Origin of the sequence: Klebsiella sp. GL120222-02, from assembly GCF_003097195.1 — a bacterium.
Lineage (GTDB): Bacteria > Pseudomonadota > Gammaproteobacteria > Enterobacterales > Enterobacteriaceae > Klebsiella > Klebsiella variicola.
Genome location: NZ_QEQO01000006.1, coordinates 133,204 through 158,363 on the forward strand (window position 1 = coordinate 133,204; position 25,160 = coordinate 158,363).

Below are 25,160 nucleotides of genomic sequence, written 5' to 3' on the forward strand. Positions count from 1 at the left end.
AAGCCTCACCCCAGCCCTCTCAGGTAAAAACATTAATTGAAGGTTAATACTATGAAAGCATTACATTTTGGCGCAGGTAATATCGGACGTGGCTTTATCGGTAAATTGCTGGCCGACGCGGGCATTGAACTGACGTTCGCCGATGTCAATCAGACCGTACTTGATGCCCTGAATGCCCGTCATAGCTATCAGGTTCACGTCGTCGGTGAGAATGAGCAGGTGGATACTGTCTCCGGCGTCAATGCCGTCAGCAGCATCGGCGATGAGGTTGTGGACCTGATCGCTGAGGTGGATCTGGTCACCACCGCCGTCGGTCCCGTCGTACTTGAGCGCATCGCCCCGGCCATCGCCAAAGGACTGGCGAAGCGCAAAGCGCAGGGCAGCGAACGTCCGCTGAACATTATCGCCTGCGAAAATATGGTGCGCGGCACCACGCAGTTAAAAGGCCACGTGTTTAACGCGCTGGCGGAAGAAGATAAAGCGTGGGTTGAAGCCCATATCGGCTTTGTCGACTCTGCCGTTGACCGTATTGTGCCGCCATCGGCTTCCGCCACCCATGACCCGCTGGAAGTCACCGTGGAAACCTTCAGCGAGTGGATTGTCGATAAGACGCAGTTCAAAGGAGCGCTGCCGACTATCCCGGGAATGGAATTAACTGATAACCTGATGGCATTTGTCGAACGCAAGCTCTTCACCTTGAACACCGGGCATGCTATAACCGCCTACCTCGGAAAACTGGCGGGCCACCAGACGATTCGCGACGCGATCCTCGACGAGAAAATTCGTGCCGTCGTGCAGGGCGCGATGGAAGAGAGCGGCGCGGTGCTGATCAAACGTTACGCCTTTGACCCGCAGAAACACGCGGCTTATATCCAGAAAATTCTTGGACGTTTCGAGAACCCGTACCTGAAAGACGATGTTGAGCGCGTTGGCCGTCAGCCGCTGCGCAAACTGAGCGCTGGCGACCGTTTAATTAAGCCGCTGCTGGGTACCCTGGAATACGGTCTGCCGCACCGCAACCTGGTGAAAGGGATTGCAGCGGCGATGCATTTCCGTAGCGAAGACGATCCGCAGGCGCAGGAGCTGGCGGCACTGATCGCCGACAAGGGGCCGCAGGCCGCGCTGGCGCAGATTTCCGGCCTGGATGCCGCAAGTGATGTCGTCGCGGAGGCCGTTAACGACTACAACGCGGAAAAATGATGCACAACCTGGCGCGACCAACGTCGCGCCCATTACGACTCCTGTCAGATATGCAGGCAATGATGGAAGAAACACAAGCATTTGAAAACCGTGTGCTTGAGCGTCTGAATGCTGGCAAAACCGTACGAAGCTTCCTGATCGCCACCGTCGAACTGTTAACGGAAGCGGTCAATATTCTGGTGCTTCAGGTGTTCCGTAAAGACGACTACGCGGTGAAATACGCCGTCGAGCCCTTGCTGGAGGGCAGCGGGCCGCTCGGCGATCTCTCTGTACGCCTGAAGCTGATTTATGGCCTTGGGGTGATAAGTCGTGCCGAATATGAAGACGCCGAACTGCTGATGGCCCTGCGCGAAGAGCTTAACCACGACGGCAATGAGTACAGCTTTACCGACGACGAAATTATCGGGCCGTTCGGCGAGCTGCACTGCGTCGCCGCCCTGCCGCCAACGCCGCAGTTTGATGATAGCGATGCCGAACTGCTGGCAATGCAGAAGCTGCGTTACCAGCAGATGGTGCGCTCAACAATGGTGTTGTCCCTGACTGAGCTGATTTCGCGAATCAGCTTAAAAAAAGCCTTCCAGAAATCAACGCTCTGACTCCGGCTCCGTCTGGTCGCAGGTCGGCCGGTAAAGCTGACGATAATATTCCAGACGCTGCAGAAACAACGCTTCCTTATCCTGGGGAATATCTCGCGGTATATGCTGCAGACGCGGAGATTTTTTCAAATACTCCATAAACGCCTGACTGGAAGCCATAAAATCAACCGCTTTATCGATTAAACGTGGTACGCCGTCGCCGATCTTTGCCATCACGTCCTCCTTTTGGGAATAATCTGATTAAGCATTAGCCAAATCACCGGCGCGGGTTAAGGAAAACGTGCTTATCTTCCGACGGGCTTCACAGAAATGAAATTAGAACGGGTATTAGGCGGAATATTAATAAAATTCAAATTATTAGCGAGCGCTGGTATAGCATTCTGCGGGCGATAAACGGCGAATTTTTGATAAATAACTATCAACAATGGCGGTCACGGCACATACTATAGGCGAATGAAGCCCCTTTATTAACAGATTAAGTCACCATGAAAGAAGTCGAAAAGAATGAAATCAAGCGCCTGAGCGACCGTCTCGACGCCATCCGCCATCAGCAGGCCGAACTGTCGCTGGTGGAAGCCGCCGACAAATACGCCGAGCTGGAAAAAGAAAAAGCCACCCTGGAAGCGGAGATTGAACGTCTGCGTTCCGTCCAGAGCCAGAAGCTGAGCAAAGAGGCGCAAAAACTAATGAGCCTGCCGTTCCGCCGCGCGATCACCAAAAAAGAGCAGGCCGATATGGGCAAGCTGAAGAAAAGCGTTCGCGGTCTGGTGGTCGTCCATCCGATGACCGCTCTGGGCCGGGAAATGGGTCTGAAAGAGATGACCGGTTTCGCCCGCAGCGAATTCTGATCCCCTGCCCTCTCCGCCCGGAGAGGGTCATTCTGTCTTCACTTCCCACATTTTTACCCTCAGCCAGGTCGATTGGTCCAACCAATAATTTCATCTACCCCCCAGCAGTTCACAAATCCATCAAAATACATCACAAACACGTTGCTTAAGAGCAACATCTGATTAACCATTCGTTGTCATCAACCCTGATACCCTTAATTGGCCGGGCCAATTTTACCTACGATGGGATCGGCAATGAGCGCAGACTCAGCCCTCCTCTCCTGGCGGCCCGATGGAGACCCTGCATGAATCTCTGGCAACAAAACTACGATCCCGCCGGTAATATCTGGTTATCCAGTCTTATCGCATCGCTACCGATTCTGTTTTTCTTTTTTGCGCTGATTAAGCTCAAACTGAAAGGCTACCTCGCAGCCACCTGGACCGTCGCTATTGCGCTGGCCGTCGCCTTGCTGTTCTATAAAATGCCGGTGGACCGCGCCTTAGCCTCGGTGGTCTACGGCTTCTTCTACGGCCTGTGGCCTATCGCGTGGATTATTATCGCCGCGGTCTTCGTCTATAAAATCTCGGTGAAGACCGGGCAGTTCGACATCATCCGCTCATCGATTCTGTCGATTACGCCGGACCAGCGCCTGCAGATGCTGATCGTCGGCTTCTCGTTCGGCGCCTTTCTCGAAGGGGCGGCGGGTTTCGGCGCGCCGGTGGCGATTACCGCCGCGCTGCTGGTCGGCCTTGGGTTTAACCCGCTGTATGCGGCTGGCCTGTGCCTGATCGTCAACACCGCGCCGGTGGCCTTCGGCGCGATGGGCATCCCGATCCTGGTCGCCGGCCAGGTGACCGGTATCGACAGCTTTGCTATCGGCCAGATGGTGGGCCGTCAGCTGCCGTTCCTGACCATTATCGTCCTGTTCTGGATCATGGCCATCATGGATGGCTGGCGCGGCATCAAAGAGACCTGGCCGGCGGTGATGGTGGCAGGCGGTTCGTTCGCTATTGCCCAGTACCTCAGCTCTAACTTCCTTGGCCCGGAGCTGCCGGACATCATCTCGTCGCTGGTCTCCCTGGTCTGTCTGACCCTGTTCCTCAAACGCTGGCAGCCGGTACGCATCTTCCGCTTCGGCGATATCGGCGCCTCGCAGGTGGATATGACGCTGGCCCGCACCCGCTACACGGCGGGACAAGTGATCCGCGCCTGGTCGCCGTTCCTGTTCCTGACCGCCACCGTGACCCTGTGGAGCGTGCCGCCGTTTAAAGCGCTGTTCGCACCGGGCGGCGCAATGTATGACTTCGTCATCAATATTTCGGTGCCGTTCCTCGACAAAATGGTTGCCCGTATGCCGCCGGTAGTTAGCGCCGCGACGCCATACGCCGCGGTGTATAAATTCGACTGGCTGTCGGCAACCGGCACCGCCATTCTGTTCGCCGCCCTGCTGTCCATCGTCTGGCTGCGCATGAAGCCAAAAGACGCGCTGACCACCTTCGCCGGGACGCTGAAGGATCTGGCGCTGCCGATCTACTCTATCGGCATGGTGCTGGCGTTCGCCTTTATCTCCAACTACTCCGGGCTGTCGTCGACCCTGGCCCTGGCGCTGGCGCATACCGGCCACGCGTTTACCTTCTTCTCGCCGTTCCTTGGCTGGCTGGGGGTATTCCTGACCGGTTCGGACACCTCGTCTAACGCCCTGTTCGCCGCACTACAGGCAACGGCCGCGCAGCAGATTGGCGTCTCCGATATTCTGCTGGTCGCGGCCAACACCACCGGCGGCGTCACCGGCAAGATGATTTCCCCGCAGTCGATCGCCATCGCCTGCGCCGCGGTAGGCCTGGTGGGTAAAGAGTCGGATCTGTTCCGCTTTACCGTCAAACACAGCCTGATCTTCACCTGCATGGTGGGCCTGATCACCACGCTGCAGGCCTACGTTTTAACCTGGATGATCCCGTGATAGTGATGCCTAAACGCCTGGCCGACGACGTGGCGCGTCGCGTCCGGGCGCTGATTGAAGAACAACAGCTGGAGGCGGGCATGCGACTGCCCGCTGAACGCCAGCTCGCCGCCCAGCTCGGCGTCTCGCGCAATTCCCTGCGCGAAGCGCTGGCGATGCTGGTCAATGAAGGCGTGCTGCTGAGCCGTCGCGGCGGCGGCACCTTCGTCCGCTGGCAGCATGAACCGTGGTCGGAGCAAAACATCGTCCAGCCGCTGAAGACGCTGCTGGCCGATGACCCGGACTACAGCTTCGACATCCTCGAAGCCCGCCACGCCATCGAGGCCAGCACCGCGTGGCACGCAGCGATGCGGGCCACCGACGCCGATAAAGAAAAAATTCGTCTGTGCTTTGAAGCGACCCAGAGTGAAGACCCGGATATCGCCTCGCAGGCGGATGTCCGCTTCCATCTGGCCATCGCCGAAGCCTCGCATAACGTGGTGCTCCTGCAAACCATGCGCGGTTTTTTCGACCTGCTGCACTCCTCCGTTAAGCAGAGCCGCCAGCGCATGTATCTGGTGCCGCCGGTGTTTGCCCGCCTGACTGAACAGCACCAGGCCGTTATGGAGGCTATTGTTGCCGGTGACGCCGAGGCGGCGCGCCAGGCGATGATGGGCCACTTAGGTTTTGTCCACGCCACGATTAAACGTTTTGATGAAGACCAGGCCCGCCAGGCGCGAATTACCCGCCTGCCCGGTGACCACAATGAAAATTCCAGGGAGAACTCGTGATGATTATTTCCGCCGCCAGCGACTATCGCGCCGCCGCACAGCGTATCCTGCCGCCGTTTCTGTTCCACTATATCGACGGCGGCGCCTACGCCGAACATACCCTGCGCCGTAACGTCGAGGACCTGTCCGATGTGGCCTTGCGCCAGCGTATTTTGCGCAATATGTCGGATCTGAGTCTCGAGACCACTCTGTTCAATGAGAAGCTGGCGATGCCGACGGCGCTGGCGCCGGTCGGGCTGTGCGGAATGTACGCTCGCCGCGGCGAAGTGCAGGCCGCCGGCGCGGCGGACGACAAAGGCATTCCGTTCACCCTCTCTACCGTTTCCGTTTGCCCGATTGAAGAGGTCGCCCCGACCATCAAACGCCCGATGTGGTTCCAGTTATACGTCCTGCGCGACCGCGGCTTTATGCGCAATGCGCTGGAGCGCGCCAAGGCCGCCGGCTGCTCGACGCTGGTCTTTACCGTCGATATGCCGACCCCTGGCGCCCGCTACCGCGACGCCCATTCCGGCATGAGCGGCCCGAACGCCGCCCTGCGCCGCTACTGGCAGGCGGTGACTCATCCGCAGTGGGCGTGGGACGTCGGCCTTAACGGTCGCCCGCACGATCTGGGCAATATCTCCGCCTATCTCGGCCAACCGACCGGTCTGGAGGATTACATCGGCTGGCTGGCGAATAACTTCGATCCGTCGATTTCATGGAAAGACCTCGAGTGGATCCGCGATTTCTGGGACGGTCCGATGGTGATCAAAGGGATCCTCGATCCGGAGGACGCCCGCGACGCGGTGCGCTTCGGCGCTGACGGCATTGTGGTCTCTAACCACGGCGGCCGCCAGCTCGATGGCGTGCTCTCCTCGGCCCGCGCCCTGCCGGCCATTGCCGACGCGGTGAAAGGCGACATCACTATTCTCGCCGACAGCGGCATCCGCAACGGTCTCGACGTGGTGCGGATGATTGCCCTGGGCGCCGACAGCGTACTGCTGGGCCGCGCGTATCTGTACGCCCTGGCGACCCACGGTAAGCAGGGCGTGGCGAATCTGCTGAACCTGATCGAAAAAGAAATGAAAGTGGCGATGACCCTGACCGGGGCGAAAACCATCCGTGAAATCAGCCGTGATTCGCTGGTGCAGAATGCCGAAGCGCTGCAGACCTTCGATGCGCTGAAGCAGAATAACGCCGCGTAGGCGGCGGCGTCATTCTCTCCCCTCACCCTAACCCTCTCCCAAAGGGAGAGGGTCGGACCTTTACCCGCGCCCTCCGGTCCACCGACCGGCGCCGGTTTTCCCCCTCTCCCTCAGGGAGAGGGTCGGGGTGAGGGTTCGCCAAATATCTGCTATTCTGCCCCCCGCAATTAAGGGGGCAGTATGCTGAACATCGTGTTATTCGAACCAGAGATCCCGCCGAACACCGGGAATATTATCCGCCTGTGCGCCAACACGGGCTTCAGTCTGCATATCATTGAGCCGATGGGCTTTACCTGGGACGATAAACGCCTGAGACGCGCCGGACTGGACTATCACGAGTTCACTGCCGTGCAGCGCCATGCGGATTACGCGGCGTTTCTCGCCAGCGCGCAGCCACAGCGGTTGTTCGCCCTGACCACCAAAGGCACGCCGGCGCACAGCGCAGTGAGCTATCAGGATGGCGATTTCTTGATGTTTGGCCCGGAAACCCGCGGTCTGCCGGCCAGCATCCTCGATGCCCTGCCGCCAGAGCAGAAAATCCGTATTCCGATGATGCCGGACAGCCGCAGCATGAACCTGTCCAACGCGGTGTCGGTGGTGGTGTATGAGGCCTGGCGCCAGCTGGGGTATCCGGGCGCCGTGTTGCGCAGCTAACCTGAGCCATTCCCGGATGGCGGCGCACCGCGCCTTATCCGGGCTACATATCTAAGCTTAACAGCGGCAAATGGCAATACATCAAATCCCGTCGCCGTACTCGAAGGTGTGGTGGATGCCGTTGAAATGCTGATCCATGTCCATCGCCGGCTTGTCGCTCTCCGGCTTGCCAACGATGCGCGCCGGTACGCCCGCCGCGGTGGTGTGCGGCGGAACCGGCTGCAATACCACCGAACCGGCGCCAATCTTCGCCCCACGTCCCACTTCGATATTACCGAGGATCTTCGCCCCGGCGCCAATCATCACGCCTTCGCGAATTTTCGGGTGACGGTCGCCGCTGGTTTTACCGGTACCGCCGAGGGTGACCGACTGCAGGATAGAGACGTCATCTTCAATCACCGCCGTTTCGCCGACCACAATGCCGGTGGCGTGGTCGAGCATGATCCCGCGGCCGATTTTCGCCGCCGGGTGGATATCCACCTGGAAGGAGACGGAGACCTGATTTTGCAGGAAAATCGCCAGCGCACGTCGGCCCTGAGTCCACAGCCAGTGGCCGATACGGTAGGCCTGCAGCGCATGGAAACCCTTCAGGTAGAGCAGCGGCGTGGAGTATTTATCCACCGCCGGGTCGCGCGTGCGCACCGCCTGAATATCGCAGGCGGCGGAGGCGATCATTTCCGGATCGGCGGCATAGGCCTCTTCCACCACTTCGCGAATGGCGATCGCTGGCATAATCGGCGAGGCCAGCTTGTTGGCCAGCATATAGCTCAGCGCACTGCCCAGATTTTCATGCTTGAGTAGCGTAGCGTGGTAAAAACTGGCGAGCATCGGCTCACAGTCAGCCAGAGCCCGGGCTTCGGCTTTAATATTATTCCAGACGATATCCAGTTCTTCACACGGCATTGCATACTCCAGACGATATGATAATGACCTGCCAGTTCTGCGCTGGCAGGGTCATTCAGGTGACAAAGGAAAGCTAATTGCTGCTGCGCTCGTCCTTGCGGGCGCGACCCAATAAGGTCAATGCTGCCTCGCGCGCAATTTTTCCGCAATACAATACCTGATAAATTTCCTCGGTTATTGGCATTTCGACACCTAAACGCTGTGCCAGAACGCGAACTTCCTTGGTATTGCGGTAGCCTTCGACCACCTGGCCAATCTTGTCCTGGGCGCTCTGCACGTCCATACCCTGGCCGAGCATCATGCCGAAGCGACGGTTACGGGACTGGTTGTCGGTGCAGGTGAGCACCAGGTCACCGAGACCGGCCATGCCCATAAAGGTTTCCGGATCGGCGCCCAGCGCCGCGCCGAGACGGGACATTTCCACCAGCCCACGGGTAATCAGCGCCGTACGCGCATTGGCGCCGAAGCCGATGCCATCCGACATACCGGCCCCGATGGCAATGACGTTTTTCACCGCGCCGCCGAGCTGCACGCCGATAAAGTCCGGATTGATGTAGACGCGGAAACTTTTGCCGCAGTGCAGCAGGTGCTGCAGAGCCTCGGCAAACTGCGGATCCGTCGCTGCCAGCGAAATCGCCGTCGGCAGACCGGCGGCCAGCTCTTTGGCGAAGGTTGGCCCCGAGATCACCGCCAGCGGGATATCATCGCCCAGCGCTTCACGCGCTACGTCCTGCAGCAGGCGGCCGGTTTCAGCCTCGAGGCCTTTGGTCGCCCACACCAGACGTGCGTCAGGACGCATCAGCGGTTTAATCTGACGTAATACCTGGCCGAACACATGGCTTGGCACCACGACAAGGATGTCGCGGCTGGCGGCCAGCGCGGTGGCCAGGTCGCTCTCAAGATGCAGCGTATCCGGGAAAGGCACATCGGGAAGGAACGCGGCGTTGCAGCGATCGTGTTGCAGCGTCGCGATATGTTTCGGGTCATGGCCCCAGAGCACAACGTGGTGGCCATTTCTTGCCAGGGTGATGGCAAGAGCGGTGCCGTAAGAGCCGGCACCGATCACAGTCATTGCAGCATTAAGTGCGTTCATCAGGCATCCTGATGTTGTTCAGCACCTTCGCCAGCCTGCTGCTGCAGATAGTTCATAAACAGCGCGTCGAAGTTCACTGGCGCAAGGTTAAGTTGCGGGAAGGTGCCGCGGGAAACCAGGCTGGTGATGCACTCACGCGCGTACGGGAACAGAATGTTCGGGCAGTATGCGCCGAGGCAGTGCGCCATCTGGGTGCCTTCGATGCCGTCGATGGAGAAAATACCGCCCTGCTGTACTTCACAGAGGAACGCGGTTTCTTCGCCCAGCGCGGCGGTCACGGTCACACGCAGCACCACTTCATAAACGCCTTCAGCCAGCTGGGTGGAGGCGGTATCCAGATCAAGTTTAACTTCCGGCTGCCAGTCTTTCTGGAAAACTTGCGGCGCGTTCGGCGCTTCAAAAGAGATATCTTTGGTATAGATACGCTGGATCTGGAAGGTCATTTCGGTGCTGTTTTGTTCTGACATAGTAAAACCCTTTCGTGTTGTCCTTAAATACGCGCTTCCACCAGGGAAAGCGCGCAAAAATTAGCGCAAGAGGGGATCAAGTCCACCACGTGAATCAAGCGCATACAAGTCGTCACAGCCGCCAATGTGCTGCGCATCAATAAAAATCTGCGGAACCGTCGTCCGTCCGCTGCGCTGGATCATCTCCTCACGCTTCGCGGCATCGCCATCGATCGGCAACTCATGGAACGTTACGCCTTTGCTGTTCAACAGCGCTTTCGCGCGTACGCAGAACGGGCAGGTCGCTTTGGTGTAGATCTCAATATTGGCCATGACTTTACTCCTGTTTTTACCCTGGGGTTTTACGCCGCAGCCTGAGCTTCCCCTCACGTCAGGCATGAAGGGGAAAGCGCGGCGGCATTACCACGCGAGGTAAGTTATTTGCCGCGTACCAGAGGAAGGTTTTCGCCGCTCCAGCCTGCGATGCCCTCTTTCAGTACAAAGACTTTTTCAAACCCGGCTTTGTTCAGCGCGCTGGCTGGCTCTTGCGCCTGCATGCCGGAACCGTCTACCACAATAATGGGTTGCGATTTGTGTTTTTCCAACTCGCCGACGTTATTGGCTTTGATATCGGCAGGCAGCAGGTTGATGGCGCCGGCAATATGGCCTTTACGGAAATCGTCACGCTGACGCAGGTCGACCACCACCGCATCTTCTTTATTGATAAGACGCGTCGCTTCACCACGGGTGATGACTTTAACTTTCGACATCAACCCTTTAAAGGTGGTGAAGAGTACCGCACCCAGCAGCGCGATCCACGCGATGCTCAGGACCGGGTGACGGCCGATGAATTGCATAATTTCTTGCATGGGGGGTTACAACTCCCGACTAAGTGATAAAAAACCAGGGAAGGAGTATACCTGTGCATTGCGGCAAATACAGCCAGTGAGCGCGATGTAATGTATTTTCTGCGGGCGGTCACGAAAAAAAAGCCGCCTTCATCATCGCCTCTGACGCCGCCCCTTCCCTTTCTTTGATCTTTCACGGGGATTTAAACGATTCAGCTGTAGTAAAATTACGCAAAATTTCTGTCTTTGAGCATGAGGTTGTCGCAATGTCGGTTTCTAAAAAACCTATGGTACTGGTGATTCTGGATGGCTACGGCTATCGCGAAGACCAACAGGATAACGCCATTTACAGCGCTAAAACGCCGGTAATGGACGCCCTGTGGGCCAAACGTCCGCATACCCTGATCGATGCATCTGGCCTGGAAGTCGGCCTGCCGGACCGTCAGATGGGGAACTCCGAAGTAGGCCACGTCAACCTGGGCGCCGGTCGTATCGTCTACCAGGACCTGACCCGTCTCGATGTTGAAATTAAAGAACGCACCTTCTTCGCCAACCCGGTACTCACCGCCGCGGTCGACAAAGCGGTTGCCGCCGGTAAAGCGGTCCACATCATGGGCCTGATGTCTCCGGGTGGCGTCCACAGCCACGAAGATCACATCATGGCGATGGTGGAGCTGGCAGCAGAGCGCGGCGCTGAGAAAATCTATCTGCACGCCTTCCTTGATGGCCGTGATACGCCGCCGCGCAGCGCGGAAAAAACGCTGGCGACATTCGAAGCCAAATTTGCCGCGCTGGGCAAAGGCCGCATCGCGTCTATTATTGGCCGCTACTATGCCATGGATCGCGATAACCGCTGGGATCGCGTGGAACAAGCTTATGATCTGATGACCCTGGCGAAAGGCGAATTCCAGGCCGATACCGCCGTCGCGGGTCTGCAGGCCGCCTACGCCCGTGACGAAAACGACGAATTCGTCAAAGCCACCGTTATCCGCGCCGCCGGCCAGGCCGATGCCGCGATGGAAGACGGCGACGCGCTGATCTTCATGAACTTCCGTGCTGACCGCGCGCGTGAAATCACCCGCGCCTTCGTCAACGCCGACTTCGACGGCTTCGCGCGTAAAAAAGTGGTTAACCTCGATTTCGTGATGCTGACCGAATACGCCGCCGACATCAAAGTCGCCTGCGCTTATCCACCCGCCTCACTGGCTAACACCTTCGGCGAGTGGATGGCGAAGCACGATAAAACCCAGCTGCGCATCTCCGAAACCGAGAAATACGCTCACGTGACTTTCTTCTTCAACGGCGGCGTAGAAGAGCCGTTTAAAGGCGAAGAGCGTATTCTGATTAACTCACCAAAAGTGGCAACCTACGATCTGCAGCCAGAAATGAGCTCCGCCGAGCTGACCGAGAAACTGGTCGCCGCCATCAAAGGTGGCAAATACGACACCATCATCTGTAACTACCCGAACGGCGATATGGTTGGCCATACCGGGGTGATGGAAGCGGCAGTGAAAGCGGTTGAAGCGCTGGATCACTGCATCGACCAGGTGACTCAGGCAGTGGAATCCGTTGGCGGCCAGTTGCTGATCACCGCCGACCACGGCAACGCCGAGCAGATGCGCGACCCGGCCACCGGTCAGGCGCACACCGCCCATACCAACCTGCCGGTTCCGCTGATCTACGTCGGTAACAAAGCGGTCAAAGCGGTCAATGGCGGTAAACTTTCCGACATCGCCCCGACCATGCTGTCGCTGATGGGAATGGAAATCCCGCAAGAGATGACTGGCAAGCCGCTGTTCATCGTGGAATAATCCTTCCCCATGAGGGGAAAGGCGACGTATTCAACTACATGGATCGCAACGGCAGTTCGATCCGTCCTTTACGCCAGCGCGCTCAGCGCTGGCGTATTGCTGTGCGCGTCATCTGCGCACGCCGACGATCGCGATCAGCTAAAGTCCATCCAGGCCGACATCGCCGCCAGGCAGCGGGCGATTAAGCAACAGCAGCAGCAGCGCGCAAGCCTGCTCGCCCAGCTCAAAGCGCAGGAAGAGGCGATCGCCGCCGCGGCCCGCAAACTGCGTGAAACCCAGGACAGCCTGAACCAGCTCAATAAGCAGATTGACGAGATGAACGCTTCTCTCGCGAAGCTGGAGCGTCAGCGCGCGTCTCAGGAGCGTAACCTCGCTGCGCAGCTTGACGCCGCGTTCCGCCAGGGACCGCATACCGGCATCCAGATGGTGCTGAGCGGTGAAGAGGGCCAGCGCAATCAGCGGATGCAGGTCTACTTCAGCTATTTCAACCAGGCCCGTCAGGAGACTATTGCGGAGCTGAAGAAAACGCGCGAAGAGATGGCGGTGCAAAAGTCGATGCTCGAAGAGAAGCAGAGCCAGCAGCAGACGCTGGTCTACGAGCAAAAAGCCCAGCAGGCGAAGCTGGAGCAGGCGCGTAACGAACGGAAAAAGACCCTTTCCGGTCTGGAGTCCGCCATTCAGCAGGGTCAGCAACAGTTGAGTGAATTGCGGGCTAACGAATCGCGCCTACGCGGTCGTATCGCCCAGGCGGAGGCTGCCGCCAAAGCCCGAGCCGATCGGGAAGCTCGCGATGCGCAGGCGGTGCGCGACCGCCAGCAGGAAGCATCGCGCAAAGGCACCACCTATAAACCAACGGAAAGCGAGCGTTCGCTGATGTCACGCACCGGCGGGCTGGGCTCGCCGCGCGGCCAGGCGTTCTGGCCGGTTCGCGGTCCGCTCCTTCATCGATATGGCGAACAGCTGCAAGGTGAACTACGTTGGAAAGGGATGGTTATCGCCGCGTCTGAAGGCACCGAAGTCAGAGCCATTGCCGATGGTCGGGTCATTCTGGCCGACTGGCTGCAGGGCTATGGTCTGGTGGTGGTGGTCGAACATGGCAAAGGCGACATGAGCCTGTATGGCTATAACCAAAGCGCGCTGGTCAGCGTCGGTACGCAGGTTCGTGCCGGTCAGCCTATCGCGCTCGTAGGCAGCAGCGGCGGTCAGGGCCGTCCGTCGCTCTATTTCGAAATTCGCCGCCAGGGTCAGGCGGTCAATCCACAGCCGTGGTTGGGAAGATAAGTTTTGCTTCAATTTCGCGCAATTGCTCTTGCCGTAGCCGGTTCGCTGGCTCTGGCGGCGCCAGCGTTCGCTGGCAAACTCTCCATCGTTATTGACGATTTTGGCTACCGCCCGCAGACCGAGAATCAGGTGCTGGCGCTGCCGTCAACTATCTCCGTCGCCGTGCTGCCGAACGCGCCGCACGCCCGGGAAATGGCCACGAAAGCGCATAATCTGGGCCATGAAGTGCTCATCCACCTGCCGATGGCGCCGCTCAGCAAACAGCCGCTGGAAAAAGACACCCTGCGTCCCGAAATGAGCAGCGAGGAGATCGAGCGCATCATTCGCGAGGCTTACGGCAAAGTTCCCTACGCCGTCGGGCTGAATAACCATATGGGCAGCGCGATGACCTCCAACCTGTTTGGTATGCAGAAGGTGATGCAGGCCCTGGAGCGCTACAATCTCTATTTTCTCGATAGCGTCACCATCGGCAACACCCAGGCCATGCGCGCCGCGCAGGGCACCGGGGTGAAGGTGATTAAGCGCAAGGTGTTTCTTGACGATACGCAGAATGAAGCCGATATCCGCACCCAGTTCAATCGCGCCATCGCCCTGGCGCGGCGCAACGGTTCGGCAATAGCCATTGGCCATCCGCATCCGACGACGGTGCGGGTGCTGCAGCAGATGGTCTATAACCTGCCGCCGGATATCACGCTGGTGCGCCCGAGCAGCCTGCTCAACGAGCCGCAGGTCGACAACTCGACGCCAAACTACGCTCAGCCGCCCGCGCAACAAACGCCGCCGCAGCAGCAGAAGCCGCGTAATCCGTTCCACGGCGTGAAGTATTGCAAGCCGAAGCGCCCGCTGGAGCCCGTGAACGCCAGCCGCTTCTTCACTATCCTCAGCGACAGCATCAGCCAGAGCGCGCTGGTCCAGTACTATCGCCTCAAATGGCAAGGCTGGGACAATCCCGGCAACTAGACCACTCAGGGGTCCGTTCGCTTTTGCGCGACGGGCGCCTGGTTATCTTCGTGGGCGTACCACGCCTTAAAATATTTGAGAAAGCTGTAAAACGTGGCGTACAGGCCGGTGACCACGCCGACTTTGCCATAGCGCCACGCTCCGCTAAAGAGATACCACTTAAAGAAAGCGCCAATGGCGCTGACGATCCCCCGCATCAGCGAAGGTTTGATCTGCTGGTACTTCACCAGCCGGGTGGTATAGCTGTTCAGCTTATTAAACACTTCATGCAGCGAATAAAAGGTGTCATGGCGTACAAAGCCCGGCAGCCTGACGGAGCGTGCGTGTCCGACCACCTGGTCATCCACCGGCCGGTCGTTAAACCGCGCCTGCTGGCGGTTAAAGAGACGCACCGGGTAATCCGGCGAAGAAATAGGGTAGATCGTTCGCACCTGCGTGCCGAGCACAAACCAGTAGCGCGGCAAACGCCAGGCGCAGGTTGGGTCTGGCTCCTCGCCCGCTTTTAACGCCTGAATTGCCGCCACCACGTCGTTATCAAGAATCTCATCGCTATCCATACACAGCACCCAGTCATGGCTGGCCAGCCCGATGGCATAGTTCATCTGGGCGCCGTGGGCTTTATAGGCATGATGATGGACGGTGAGACCAAACTGCTGACAAATAGAGACCGTTTCGTCGGTGCTGCCGGAGTCGACGATGATACATTCATCGGCCACCTTCAGCAGCGGCGGCAGCACCTCCATCAGCAGGCGCGCAGAGTTACAGGTCAGTAAGCATACGGAGAGTTTAAGCATGATAGTTACAAAGTTAAACCGCGACTAAACACACTGTATAAGCGAATAACCGTAAAATCGATGTAGAAATTGTGCGCTTAATATTAAGCAGGCTAAAAATGTTATCCAAATCTAAATTAAGGCGCCCGCAGGCGCCTTTTTTGCTGATTTTTACAACAGCCCGGAGGCGTTATTCCCAGCTCAGAACCACTTTACCGGACTGGCCGGAGCGCATCGCGTCAAAACCTTTCTGGAAGTCATCAATGCCGAAGCGGTGGGTGATGATCGGTGAAAGATCCAGACCAGACTGGATCAGCGCCGCCATTTTGTACCAGGTTTCGAACATTTCGCGACCATAGATCCCTTTAATAAACAGCCCTTTGAAGATGACCTTGGTCCAGTCGATGGACATATCCGACGGCGGGATACCCAGCATCGCGATACGGCCGCCGTGGTTCATGGTATCGAGCATGCTGCGAAACGCCGGCGGCGCGCCGGACATCTCCAGGCCCACGTCGAAACCTTCGGTCATGCCCAGCTCGGCCATCACGTCGTTGAGGTTCTCTTTCGCCACGTTCACCGCGCGGGTAACGCCCATTTTGCGCGCCAGCTCCAGACGGTACTCGTTGACGTCGGTGATCACCACGTTACGCGCGCCGACGTGTTTCGCCACCGCCGCCGCCATCACGCCGATCGGACCGGCGCCGGAAACCAGTACATCTTCCCCGACCAGATCGAAGGAGAGCGCGGTGTGCACCGCGTTGCCGAACGGGTCGAAGATAGACGCCAGGTCATCAGAGATATTGTCGGGGATTTTAAAGGCGTTAAAAGCCGGGATCACCAGATACTCGGCAAAGCAGCCCGGGCGGTTGACGCCCACGCCGATGGTGTTGCGGCACAAATGGGTGCGGCCCGCGCGGCAGTTGCGGCAGTGGCCGCAGGTGATATGCCCTTCGCCGGAGACGCGGTCGCCAATCTTAAAGCCGCGCACTTCCTGACCAATCCCCACCACTTCGCCGACGTATTCGTGACCGACCACCATCGGCACCGGAATGGTCTTCTGCGACCACTCATCCCAGTTGTAGATGTGCACGTCGGTTCCGCAAATGGCGGTTTTGCGGATTTTAATCAGCAGATCGTTATGGCCGACTTCCGGTTCCGGTACGTCGGTCATCCAGATGCCTTCTTCCGCTTTCAGTTTGGATAACGCTTTCATCTCACACCCTTATTAGGCGATGACGCCCAGTTGTTTGCCGATGCGGGTAAAGGCTTCCACCGCACGCTCAATTTGTTCAGGGGTATGCGCCGCCGACATCTGGGTGCGAATACGCGCCTGGCCTTTCGGTACCACCGGATAGAAGAAGCCGGTGACATAGATCCCTTCTTTCTGCAGCTCGCGGGCAAAGTTCTGCGCCACCACCGCTTCACCCAGCATCACCGGAATGATGGCGTGGTCGGCGCCCGCTAGCGTGAAACCTGCCGCGGTCATTTTTTCGCGGAACAGACGCGCGTTAGCCCACAGCCGATCGCGCAGGTCTGCCCCCTCTTCAACCATCTCCAGCACTTTGATGGAGGCGGCCACAATGGCCGGCGCCAGAGAGTTGGAGAACAGATACGGACGGGAACGCTGGCGCAGCCACTCAACCACCTCTTTGCGTGCGGCGGTGTAGCCCCCGGAGGCGCCGCCCAGCGCTTTACCCAGCGTGCCGGTGATGATGTCGACGCGACCCATCACGTCGCAATATTCATGAGAGCCGCGGCCGTTTTCGCCGACGAAGCCGACGGCGTGGGAGTCATCGACCATCACCAACGCATCGTATTTATCCGCCAGGTCGCAAACGCCTTTCAGGTTGGCGATCACGCCATCCATCGAGAAGACGCCATCGGTGGCGATCAGCACGTGACGCGCGCCGGCCTCGCGCGCTTCTTTCAGACACGCTTCCAGCTCCTGCATGTCGTTGTTGGCATAGCGGAAGCGCTTCGCTTTACACAGGCGCACGCCGTCGATGATCGAGGCATGGTTCAGGGCGTCGGAGATAATGGCGTCTTCCGGCCCGAGCAGCGTTTCAAACAGGCCGCCGTTGGCGTCAAAGCAGGAGGAGTAGAGGATCGCGTCTTCCATACCGAGGAAATCGGCCAGCTTCTTCTCCAGCTGCTTATGCGTGTCCTGGGTACCGCAGATGAAGCGCACCGAGGCCATCCCGAAGCCGTGGCTGTCCATACCGGATTTCGCTGCGGCAATCAGTTCCGGGTGGTTCGCCAGACCCAGATAATTATTGGCGCAGAAGTTAATCACATGGCTGTCGCCGACGGTAATGTCCGCCTGCTGCGCCGAGGTGATGATCCGCTCTTCTTTGAACAAGCCTTCGGCCCGAGCGGTTTCCAGATTACTCGTTAACTGTTTGTAGAAATCACCACGCATTGCAACTCTCCAGATTCGGCAAAATTTGGCACATATTACCCAAAGCTATACGCTGATACGAGATGATGCAGGCCTGAATGAATTATTTGCAGCATAAATCACGTCAGCCCAGCACCTTATTCTGCGAATGGCTGTAGGCTTGCTCATGTGGTGATATGATATGAGCATTCATGCCCGGATTGTCTTCGGGCTCCCAACTTCAAAGGTACAGTTATGATCATCGTTACCGGCGGCGCAGGCTTTATCGGCAGCAACATCGTTAAAGCGCTGAATGACAAAGGCATCACCGACATTCTGGTTGTCGACAATCTGAAAGACGGCACCAAGTTTGTGAATCTGGTTGACCTGAACATCGCTGACTACATGGATAAAGAAGACTTTCTGATCCAGATAATGGCGGGTGAAGAGTTCGGTGAAATCGAAGCGATCTTCCACGAAGGCGCGTGCTCTTCCACCACAGAGTGGGATGGCAAGTACATGATGGATAACAACTATCAGTACTCTAAAGAGCTGCTGCACTACTGCCTGGAGCGCGAAATCCCGTTCCTGTACGCCTCTTCCGCCGCCACCTACGGCGGGCGCACCAGCGACTTCATCGAGTCCCGTGAGTACGAACAGCCGCTGAACGTCTACGGCTACTCCAAATTCCTGTTCGACGAATACGTCCGCCAGATCCTGCCGGAAGCCAATTCGCAGATCGTCGGCTTCCGCTACTTCAACGTCTACGGGCCGCGCGAAGGCCACAAAGGCAGCATGGCGAGCGTCGCTTTCCACCTCAACACCCAGCTGAATAATGGCGAAAGTCCGAAACTGTTCGAAGGCAGCGACGGCTTCAAGCGCGACTTCGTCTACGTGGGCGACGTGGCAGACGTCAACCTGTGGTTCTGGGAAAACGGCGTGTCCGGGATCTTCAACCTTGGCACCGGCCGCGCGGAATCCTTCCAGGCGGTTGCCGATGCGACCCTGGCTTTCCATAAAAAAGGCAGCATTGAGTACATCCCGTTCCCGGACAAACTGAAAGGCCGCTACCAGGCATTCACCCAGGCCGATCTGACTAACCTGCGCAAAGCGGGCTATGACAAACCGTTCAAAACCGTTGCCGAAGGCGTAACGGAATATATGGCCTGGCTGAATCGGGATGCGTAAGAGATAACATGAAAATTCTGGTGGTAGGCCCGTCTTGGGTGGGCGACATGATGATGTCGCAAAGTCTTTATCGTACGCTCAGGGCGCGCTATCCCCAGGCGATTATCGACGTGATGGCGCCAGCCTGGTGCCGTCCGTTGCTATCGCGCATGCCGGAAGTGAATGAAGCGATCCCGATGCCGTTGGGCCACGGCGCGCTGGCTATCGGCGAACGCCGCAAGCTCGGCCATAGCCTGCGCGAGCGTCGCTACGATCGCGCTTACGTGCTGCCGAACTCGTTTAAATCGGCATTAGTCCCCTTCTTTGCCAACATCCCGCTGCGCACCGGCTGGCGCGGCGAGATGCGCTACGGTCTGCTCAACGACGCCCGGGTACTGGACAAAGACGCCTGGCCGCTGATGGTGGAACGCTACGTGGCGCTGGCCTACGACAACGGCGTGATGCGCTGCGCCAACGATCTGCCGCAGCCGCTGCTGTGGCCGCAGCTGCAGGTCAACGATGGCGAAAAATCACAGGCCTGCAACGCCTTTAATCTCTCAAACGAGCGGCCGATCATCGGCTTCTGCCCCGGCGCGGAATTCGGTCCGGCCAAACGCTGGCCGCACTATCACTACGCCGCGCTGGCTAAAAAGCTTATCGACGATGGCTATCAGATTGCGTTATTCGGCTCGGCGAAAGATAACGAGGCCGGCAAAGAGATCATCGCCGCCCTCAGCAGCGAGCAGCAGGCCTGGTGCCGTAATCTGGCGGGTGAAACCCAGCTGGAGCAGGCGGTCATTCTGATCGCCGCCTGTAAAGCTGTAGTGACTAACGATTCGGGGCTGATGCACGTCGCCGCCGCGCTGGACCGCCCGCTGGTGGCGCTGTATGGCCCGAGCAGCCCGGACTTCACCCCGCCGCTGTCGCATAAAGCGCGGGTTATCCGCCTGATTAGCGGCTACCACAAGGTGCGCAAAGGCGATGCCGCGGAAGGCTATCATCAGAGCCTGATCGACATCACCCCAGAACGCGTCCTGCAAGAGCTGAACGAACTGTTAGCGGAAAAAACCGAGCACGAGGAAGCGTAACGGATGCGGGTATTGATCGTAAAAACCTCGTCCATGGGCGACGTGCTACACACGCTGCCCGCGCTAACCGACGCTGCGCAGGCCATCCCCGGCATTCGCTTCGACTGGGTGGTTGAAGAGGGTTTCGCGCAGATCCCCTCCTGGCATGAAAGCGTCGAGCGGGTGATCCCGGTGGCGATTCGCCGCTGGCGTAAAGCCTGGTTTTCCGCGCCGATTAAAGCGGAGCGTCAAGCCTTCCGCGAGGCCGTTCAGGCGGTAAAGTATGACGCCATCATCGACGCCCAGGGGCTGGTGAAAAGCGCCGCGCTGGTTACTCGCCTGGCGCACGGCGTCAAGCACGGTATGGACTGGCAAACGGCCCGCGAGCCGCTGGCGAGCCTGTTTTACAACCGCCGCCACCATATCGCGAAACAGCAGCACGCAGTGGAGCGTACCCGTGAGCTGTTCGCCAAAAGCCTTGGCTACGCGAAACCCCAGACTCAGGGGGATTACGCCATTGCGCGCCATTTCCTGCAGCACGAGGCTAGCGCTGCCGCGCCCTATCTGGTGTTTCTGCACGCCACCACCCGCGATGATAAGCACTGGCCGGAAACCCGCTGGCAGGAGCTTCTCGATCTGCTGGCCGACAGCGGCGTCCGCATTAAGCTGCCGTGGGGCGCCCCGCACGAAGAGGCGCGGGCAAAACGACTGGCGGAAGGCCGGGAGTATGTTGAAGTGCTGCCGCGCATGAGCCTTGAGCAGGTGGCGCAGGTTCTGGCCAGCGCCCGGGCTGTCGTCTCGGTCGATACCGGACTGAGTCATTTGACCGCCGCGCTGGATAAACCGAACTTCACGCTCTACGGCCCGACCGATCCGGGGCTGATTGGCGGATACGGTAAAAACCAGCATATCGTCAGGCCGGAAAACAGCACCAGCACCAGCGATATTCCGGCCAGCCGGGTTCATCTTCTCCTGCAAAATCAGGGGCTGCTCTGATGGGATCCCTGTTTAAACAGATCTACCGCTATACGCGCCCTCGCGCTTATCGCCACAATGAAAATCTGTGGCCTTTTACCCGTATTACGCGCGCGCCAAGCGGCGAAATCAGCGCGTTACGCTATAAAGGGAAAACGGTGCCGCTGGTCAGCCTGAGCGCGCTGAAAAACAGCATGCAGGGCGAAGTCCTGCTGACCGCCACCGGCCCCTCAACCCGCAATATCGATTTTTCCCTGTTGTCGAAAACGATCCCGGTGATGGGCGTCAATGGCGCCTGGCATCTTGCCGACCGGCTACACTTTTCGCTCTATACCATCGTCGACATGGAATTTTTCGATAAGAAGCCTGATATTATCCGCGCCATTGTCAGCCAGCCGGAGATTCTGCTGTTCACCACCATGCACGGGATCGCCAAAATCCTCGATCGCTATGGGGACGCACTACGCTGCCGTTTGGCGTTGATTGAGGACGGTTGCTATAAGATTTACCAGCCGAAAGTCGCCAGCGAAGCGATAAAGCGCACTTACCAGCAGAATGCGGCGATGTGCTTTCATCCTCAGCGCCCGGATATCTGTTTTAGCACCGATATTCGCCAGGGCATCTTTGATGCCGGCACGGTGGTCTACTGGGCGCTGCAAATTCTCGCCTGGCTGGGCTTCAATACTATCCTGGTGAGCGGCCTGGATATGACCAACTTTAACCAGCCGCGATTCTACGAAACACAACAAGAAAAATTGCCTTCTTACCTGGCAACAAAAGTGGATACCCTCGTCATGCCCTCCTTTGCGCATGCCGCGCAGGTACTGCAGCAACGTCAGATTCGGGTGATTAATTTTTCCCCAGAAAGCGCTGTGCCGGATACTATCTTCGAAAAGGTTGCGTTTAATGAGTACTTTAAAAGTGAGTAACTTCGCCAGACAGGGTTACTCGATTGTCTTTCCTTTGTTTTTATTTTTCAGCGCGATTTTTTGCATGTCCACCCGGACCAATAATCTGCTGCATTTATCGATCCTGCTGCTATTGCTGTCGCTGGTACGCCAGGAAAACCGCCAGGCGCTGGCCGGGGTGTTACGCGAGCAGTGGCAGACCTGGACGCTGCTGGCGGCTTTCTTTATCTATTACGCCCTCAGTAACCTGTGGGGACATACGCCGCAGCATATTGACTCGCCGATCACCCACGGCGTGTATCTGACGGGGTATCTGTTGCTGATGACGATGCTGCTTAGCGACGAACGAACCCGCCGCCTGGCCATGCTGGCGGTGGTTGGCGGGATCACCGTGCTCTCCCTGTGGACGCTGATTATCGACCACACGCTGGTCCTCACCGAACGAGCGGTCTCCCCCGAGAACCCCGGACCAACGAACGTTATCGACCTTGCCGGTTACTGCGGCATCGGCATTTTAATCTGCGGCATGCTACTGAAAGAAAAAGCCAGCCACTGGCTCTATCTGCCGGTGGTCATCATGCTGGTGATGCTGCTGCTCACCCAAAGCCGTGGGCCGATCATCGCCCTGGTGCTGGCGGTCGGCTGCACGTTGCACCTGCACGTCTTCACCCGCCGCAATCTGCTGATCGCCGCGGCGCTGGCTGTGCTGGTAGCGCTGCTTTTGGTCATGACGCCGGTGGGCGACATGCTGCTCGCCCGTTTCGAGGAGCTTGGCACCCAAAGCGGGCTGCGCCTGAGCATCTGGCACCATACGCTGTCGGAGATGGCCAGCCAGCCGTGGCTGGGGCGCGGTTTCAGCTATGAACTGGATTTCATCAACTACAGCGGCGAGCACATCACCACCACCCACAGCGTGTATATGGGCGCCCTGCTGAAAGGCGGCATCCTGGGGTTACTGCTGCTGCTGGCGGTCATTGCCTGCGGGCTATGGCAGGCGTGGCGCAAGCGCCACACCGACAGCCGCTACAGTCTGGCGATCCTGTTTTACGCGCTGGTGTTTATGGCCTCGCAGGGGATGTTTATCATCAGCAACCCCCGGGAAACCTGGGTGCTGTTCTGGCTGCCGCTGGGCATCGCGCTCAGCAAAGGGCTGGCGGAAAAACGCTAACAAAAAGGGCCGTCAGCGGCCCTTTTTTATATTCACTTTTAAATCAACTGCGGGCGGCGACCAGCCGGTCGGCCTGCTCTTTAATCACGGGCCACACCGACTCAATCGCCACATCGGCGACATTCGCTTCTTCACAGACGATCTGTTTCGCCTTGTCATAGCCCGGCGCCCAGATGTGATAGCCGGGCAGCCCGGTATCCTTGAGTTTGCGCTTGTTATAGACCGCCACCATCGGTTTATCGAAGGCCCGGGCGATATGCACGATCGAGGTGTCTGGCGTAATGACTAAATCACAGCTGCGGATCACTTCGACGGCGGAGTTGATGGTACTGTCGGCGATATACAGCGCCATATCCAGCCCCAGCTGGCGGATTTTCTCACTACGCCCCACCATCACGATACAGACCCGGTAAGGTAGGGCGCGTAACCGCTCGACCAGGGTCGCCACCTGGTGACGACAGAAGTCTTTATCCTCAGACGCGGTAAAAGGGTTAATGGCGATACGCAGTTCGACCTCTCCGGCCTGGGAAAGCAAGCGAGCCACTTTCTCCCGCTCATGGCGGCAGCCGGGGAGATGATAGTGATACGGGTGGTCGTCAACGATGCCAAACAGTTTCACCACCTGTTTATAGCGCTGGGAAATATGGCTGTTGCTGTCAAAAAAAGCGATCGAATGATCGTAAAGTTTATATTGATCTTTATTAAAACCAATCACGCTGGCCGCCCGTAAATCGGCGAGTAATTTAAAGCGTTCATAGCTGGTGACGTCATCAAAATCGATAACTGCATCAAAACCTACCGCCCGCAACGTATTTAAGGACATGCGCGGCCGATATAAATATACTTGCTGAATGAATTCTGAGCCTGCTAATATTTCGCAGCATATTGGTCCGGTTAACACCGAAACCTGATATCCCCGTTCGGCCAGTATTCTGGCGCAGCCGGTCGTGACCACCATATCCCCGACTTTATCGTCCAGGCGCAATAGCAGTACGCGGCGGACAGCCGCTGGGTCGAAGGCTTTACGCGCCGGCTTATTTCTGTATCGATAGTTAATTAAATTAAATTTAATGCCGCGGAAAAAAGCATTCTTTTTCCGCGTTAATTGTTTAAGGATACGCATACGGTACCTTGAGCTGTGTTAGCGCTGTGTGATTTTCCGCTGGTAATATTCTGCCAACGTCATGCCCTTCACCTGCGGCGCCAGCCAGCTAAAAAAGGCTTCAAGGTCAGCGTATAAACGCTCAATATCCCGTTCATTCTGGAACGTGGGGCTGCCGCCGGGCATATACTCTGAAGAGTGGAGCATATATTCCACGTAGTCATTGCCCTGCGTCAACGTTTGTTCGACGACTTTTTTCATCGTCTCCACGTTGCCGCCCATCGGACGCAGCCAGTGTACGGAGGGGGAACGCACTTTACCCCGCAGGCGATCGTAGCCCTGCTTCACGCTGTTCATCCACGCTGAGTGCTTGTACTGAATGCTCATCGGCACTTCCAGCAGCGGAGAGTGGCCTTCGCGGCTGATATCATTTTCATCGAGAAAATAGGCATGCTGCGGGAAGCGGCGATAATCGGTCCCGCCATCGCCCTGCGGCGCTCCCTTGGCGGTCTTCCAGTTCACCCGCGGGGTCACCGAGCAATCCACCTGATAACCGTGCTCCACCAGCAGACGCGCATAGCGCTCGTCAAAGGCCCAGCGCCCGGCGCGATGGCTGACCATTTTAGTCTGGAAAGTATCCTCCAGCAGATGCGTCATATAGTCGACCTTCTCACGCATCATGGCATCGCTGTATTCAATGAGATAAGGCTTATGCCGCCAGTCATCGGCGGTCAGCGGCTCGGTCGGCGGGCTGTTCCACGCATGCAGATGCATGCCGACTTCCGCGGTGCCGCGGGCAATCACGTCTCTGGCGAATTCGATATAAAAGGGGTCGATGGCCATTTCATAGTTGGTCAAATAGACCGGTTTAAAGCCATACTTTTCGCAAAGCTGCTGAAAACGCGGGAGATAACGCGCATTCTCGGTGGTGATGCTGTCATGTTTTTGCCAGAGGTTATCGCCCTCTGTATCAATCGTGATGAGAAATGCGGGATTGTGCACGAAAACGTCCTCAGGCCATACGTATCGGGTCATGGTAGAGCAATACAACGCTTCTCTCAATCTGTCTGATCCCCTAGAATCGGA

At 57.9% G+C, this 25,160-nt stretch carries 26 protein-coding genes; 15 read left to right on the forward strand and 11 right to left on the reverse strand.

All coding sequences use genetic code 11. The annotated features are described in order from the left end of the window. Positions 1 to 51: 51 nt before the first annotated feature. Together mtlD and mtlR are read left to right on the forward strand one after the other, a co-directional pair. Positions 52 to 1,200, forward strand: a complete 1,149-nt coding sequence (mtlD, locus tag N438_RS18265; protein ID WP_008806863.1) for a mannitol-1-phosphate 5-dehydrogenase — start codon at positions 52 to 54, stop codon at positions 1,198 to 1,200. Further along, complete coding sequence (mtlR, locus tag N438_RS18270) at positions 1,200 to 1,796, forward strand: mannitol operon repressor MtlR (protein ID WP_002922401.1); 597 nt, start codon at positions 1,200 to 1,202, stop codon at positions 1,794 to 1,796. Before mtlD ends, mtlR begins: the two co-directional genes overlap by 1 nt. On the opposite strand, the gene N438_RS18275 is transcribed toward mtlR, so the two are convergent. Continuing rightward, entirely contained in the window at positions 1,785 to 2,009 is a 225-nt protein-coding gene (locus N438_RS18275) for a hypothetical protein (RefSeq protein WP_012540317.1), read from the reverse strand. The two genes, mtlR and N438_RS18275, sit on opposite strands and share 12 nt — an antisense overlap. A gap of 272 nt (positions 2,010 to 2,281) precedes the next feature. On the opposite strand from N438_RS18275, the gene N438_RS18280 reads away from it, so the two are divergent. From N438_RS18280 to trmL, 5 genes are all read left to right on the forward strand, one after another. Next, positions 2,282 to 2,644 carry a YibL family ribosome-associated protein gene (locus tag N438_RS18280; RefSeq protein WP_008806861.1) on the forward strand — a complete coding sequence of 121 codons (363 nt, stop codon included), beginning with the start codon at positions 2,282 to 2,284 and terminating at the stop codon, positions 2,642 to 2,644. Positions 2,645 to 2,928: 284 nt separating this feature from the next. Continuing rightward, positions 2,929 to 4,584 (forward strand): L-lactate permease, encoded by a 1,656-nt coding sequence (gene lldP / locus N438_RS18285; protein WP_008806860.1) that lies wholly within the window; start codon positions 2,929 to 2,931, stop codon positions 4,582 to 4,584. Next, on the forward strand, positions 4,581 to 5,354 hold the full coding sequence (lldR, locus tag N438_RS18290) for a transcriptional regulator LldR (RefSeq protein ID WP_008806859.1): 774 nt from the start codon (positions 4,581 to 4,583) through the stop codon (positions 5,352 to 5,354). The genes lldP and lldR overlap by 4 nt, the downstream gene beginning before the upstream one ends. Next, positions 5,354 to 6,538, forward strand: coding sequence for an FMN-dependent L-lactate dehydrogenase LldD (gene lldD, locus N438_RS18295; RefSeq protein ID WP_008806858.1), 1,185 nt, complete (start codon positions 5,354 to 5,356; stop codon positions 6,536 to 6,538). The genes lldR and lldD overlap by 1 nt, the downstream gene beginning before the upstream one ends. Positions 6,539 to 6,718: 180 nt before the next feature. Then, positions 6,719 to 7,192 carry a tRNA (uridine(34)/cytosine(34)/5-carboxymethylaminomethyluridine(34)-2'-O)-methyltransferase TrmL gene (gene trmL / locus N438_RS18300; protein ID WP_004205043.1) on the forward strand — a complete coding sequence of 158 codons (474 nt, stop codon included), beginning with the start codon at positions 6,719 to 6,721 and terminating at the stop codon, positions 7,190 to 7,192. Positions 7,193 to 7,273: 81 nt separating this feature from the next. Here the strand turns inward: trmL and cysE are convergent, their stop codons facing one another. The 5 genes from cysE to N438_RS18325 all read right to left on the reverse strand — a co-directional run bounded on the left by cysE (position 7,274) and on the right by N438_RS18325 (position 10,503). Continuing rightward, positions 7,274 to 8,095, reverse strand: a complete 822-nt coding sequence (gene cysE / locus N438_RS18305) for a serine O-acetyltransferase (RefSeq protein WP_002922426.1) — start codon at positions 8,093 to 8,095, stop codon at positions 7,274 to 7,276. A gap of 73 nt (positions 8,096 to 8,168) precedes the next feature. Next, the gene (gene gpsA, locus N438_RS18310) at positions 8,169 to 9,188 is read right to left on the reverse strand and encodes an NAD(P)H-dependent glycerol-3-phosphate dehydrogenase (protein ID WP_116696404.1); all 1,020 of its coding nucleotides are present in this window, start codon (positions 9,186 to 9,188) and stop codon (positions 8,169 to 8,171) included. Next, positions 9,188 to 9,655, reverse strand: coding sequence for a protein-export chaperone SecB (gene secB, locus N438_RS18315; RefSeq protein ID WP_002922428.1), 468 nt, complete (start codon positions 9,653 to 9,655; stop codon positions 9,188 to 9,190). Before secB ends, gpsA begins: the two co-directional genes overlap by 1 nt. A gap of 60 nt (positions 9,656 to 9,715) precedes the next feature. Further along, a complete protein-coding gene (gene grxC, locus N438_RS18320; RefSeq protein ID WP_008806856.1) occupies positions 9,716 to 9,967 on the reverse strand; it encodes a glutaredoxin 3 in 252 nt (83 codons plus the stop codon). Positions 9,968 to 10,071: 104 nt separating this feature from the next. Continuing rightward, entirely contained in the window at positions 10,072 to 10,503 is a 432-nt protein-coding gene (locus N438_RS18325; protein ID WP_008806855.1) for a rhodanese-like domain-containing protein, read from the reverse strand. Positions 10,504 to 10,748: 245 nt separating this feature from the next. Between N438_RS18325 and gpmM the strand changes: the two genes are divergently transcribed. Genes gpmM through N438_RS18340 form a run of 3 tightly spaced genes read left to right on the forward strand, consistent with a single transcriptional unit; the run spans position 10,749 to position 14,534 of the window. After that, complete coding sequence (gpmM, locus tag N438_RS18330; protein ID WP_008806854.1) at positions 10,749 to 12,293, forward strand: 2,3-bisphosphoglycerate-independent phosphoglycerate mutase; 1,545 nt, start codon at positions 10,749 to 10,751, stop codon at positions 12,291 to 12,293. A gap of 9 nt (positions 12,294 to 12,302) precedes the next feature. Continuing rightward, positions 12,303 to 13,574 (forward strand): murein hydrolase activator EnvC, encoded by a 1,272-nt coding sequence (envC, locus tag N438_RS18335; RefSeq protein ID WP_008806853.1) that lies wholly within the window; start codon positions 12,303 to 12,305, stop codon positions 13,572 to 13,574. 3 nt (positions 13,575 to 13,577) lie between these two features. Continuing rightward, positions 13,578 to 14,534 (forward strand): divergent polysaccharide deacetylase family protein, encoded by a 957-nt coding sequence (locus N438_RS18340; RefSeq protein ID WP_008806852.1) that lies wholly within the window; start codon positions 13,578 to 13,580, stop codon positions 14,532 to 14,534. Positions 14,535 to 14,539: 5 nt separating this feature from the next. On the opposite strand, the gene N438_RS18345 is transcribed toward N438_RS18340, so the two are convergent. The 3 genes from N438_RS18345 to kbl all read right to left on the reverse strand — a co-directional run bounded on the left by N438_RS18345 (position 14,540) and on the right by kbl (position 17,729). Next, complete coding sequence (locus N438_RS18345) at positions 14,540 to 15,328, reverse strand: glycosyltransferase family 2 protein (RefSeq protein WP_116696405.1); 789 nt, start codon at positions 15,326 to 15,328, stop codon at positions 14,540 to 14,542. Positions 15,329 to 15,497: 169 nt separating this feature from the next. Further along, positions 15,498 to 16,523: an L-threonine 3-dehydrogenase gene (gene tdh, locus N438_RS18350; RefSeq protein ID WP_004205051.1), complete on the reverse strand. Its 1,026-nt coding sequence runs from the start codon at positions 16,521 to 16,523 to the stop codon at positions 15,498 to 15,500. A 12-nt stretch (positions 16,524 to 16,535) separates the two neighbouring features. After that, positions 16,536 to 17,729, reverse strand: a complete 1,194-nt coding sequence (gene kbl / locus N438_RS18355) for a glycine C-acetyltransferase (RefSeq protein ID WP_008806850.1) — start codon at positions 17,727 to 17,729, stop codon at positions 16,536 to 16,538. A 213-nt stretch (positions 17,730 to 17,942) separates the two neighbouring features. On the opposite strand from kbl, the gene rfaD reads away from it, so the two are divergent. Genes rfaD through N438_RS18380 form a run of 5 tightly spaced genes read left to right on the forward strand, consistent with a single transcriptional unit; the run spans position 17,943 to position 22,972 of the window. Further along, positions 17,943 to 18,875 (forward strand): ADP-glyceromanno-heptose 6-epimerase, encoded by a 933-nt coding sequence (gene rfaD, locus N438_RS18360; protein WP_008806849.1) that lies wholly within the window; start codon positions 17,943 to 17,945, stop codon positions 18,873 to 18,875. Positions 18,876 to 18,883: 8 nt separating this feature from the next. Continuing rightward, positions 18,884 to 19,942, forward strand: a complete 1,059-nt coding sequence (rfaF, locus tag N438_RS18365; protein WP_032736543.1) for an ADP-heptose--LPS heptosyltransferase RfaF — start codon at positions 18,884 to 18,886, stop codon at positions 19,940 to 19,942. Positions 19,943 to 19,945: 3 nt separating this feature from the next. Then, positions 19,946 to 20,917 (forward strand): lipopolysaccharide heptosyltransferase RfaC, encoded by a 972-nt coding sequence (gene rfaC, locus N438_RS18370; protein WP_008806847.1) that lies wholly within the window; start codon positions 19,946 to 19,948, stop codon positions 20,915 to 20,917. Then, positions 20,917 to 21,825 carry a sugar glycosyltransferase gene (locus N438_RS18375; protein WP_012540313.1) on the forward strand — a complete coding sequence of 303 codons (909 nt, stop codon included), beginning with the start codon at positions 20,917 to 20,919 and terminating at the stop codon, positions 21,823 to 21,825. Before rfaC ends, N438_RS18375 begins: the two co-directional genes overlap by 1 nt. After that, positions 21,803 to 22,972, forward strand: coding sequence for an O-antigen ligase family protein (locus N438_RS18380; RefSeq protein ID WP_022064893.1), 1,170 nt, complete (start codon positions 21,803 to 21,805; stop codon positions 22,970 to 22,972). The genes N438_RS18375 and N438_RS18380 overlap by 23 nt, the downstream gene beginning before the upstream one ends. A gap of 43 nt (positions 22,973 to 23,015) precedes the next feature. On the opposite strand, the gene N438_RS18385 is transcribed toward N438_RS18380, so the two are convergent. Continuing rightward, positions 23,016 to 24,095 (reverse strand): glycosyltransferase family 9 protein, encoded by a 1,080-nt coding sequence (locus tag N438_RS18385; RefSeq protein WP_008806844.1) that lies wholly within the window; start codon positions 24,093 to 24,095, stop codon positions 23,016 to 23,018. An 18-nt stretch (positions 24,096 to 24,113) separates the two neighbouring features. Next, the gene (locus N438_RS18390) at positions 24,114 to 25,076 is read right to left on the reverse strand and encodes a polysaccharide deacetylase family protein (RefSeq protein WP_012540311.1); all 963 of its coding nucleotides are present in this window, start codon (positions 25,074 to 25,076) and stop codon (positions 24,114 to 24,116) included. Positions 25,077 to 25,160 lie beyond the last annotated feature (84 nt).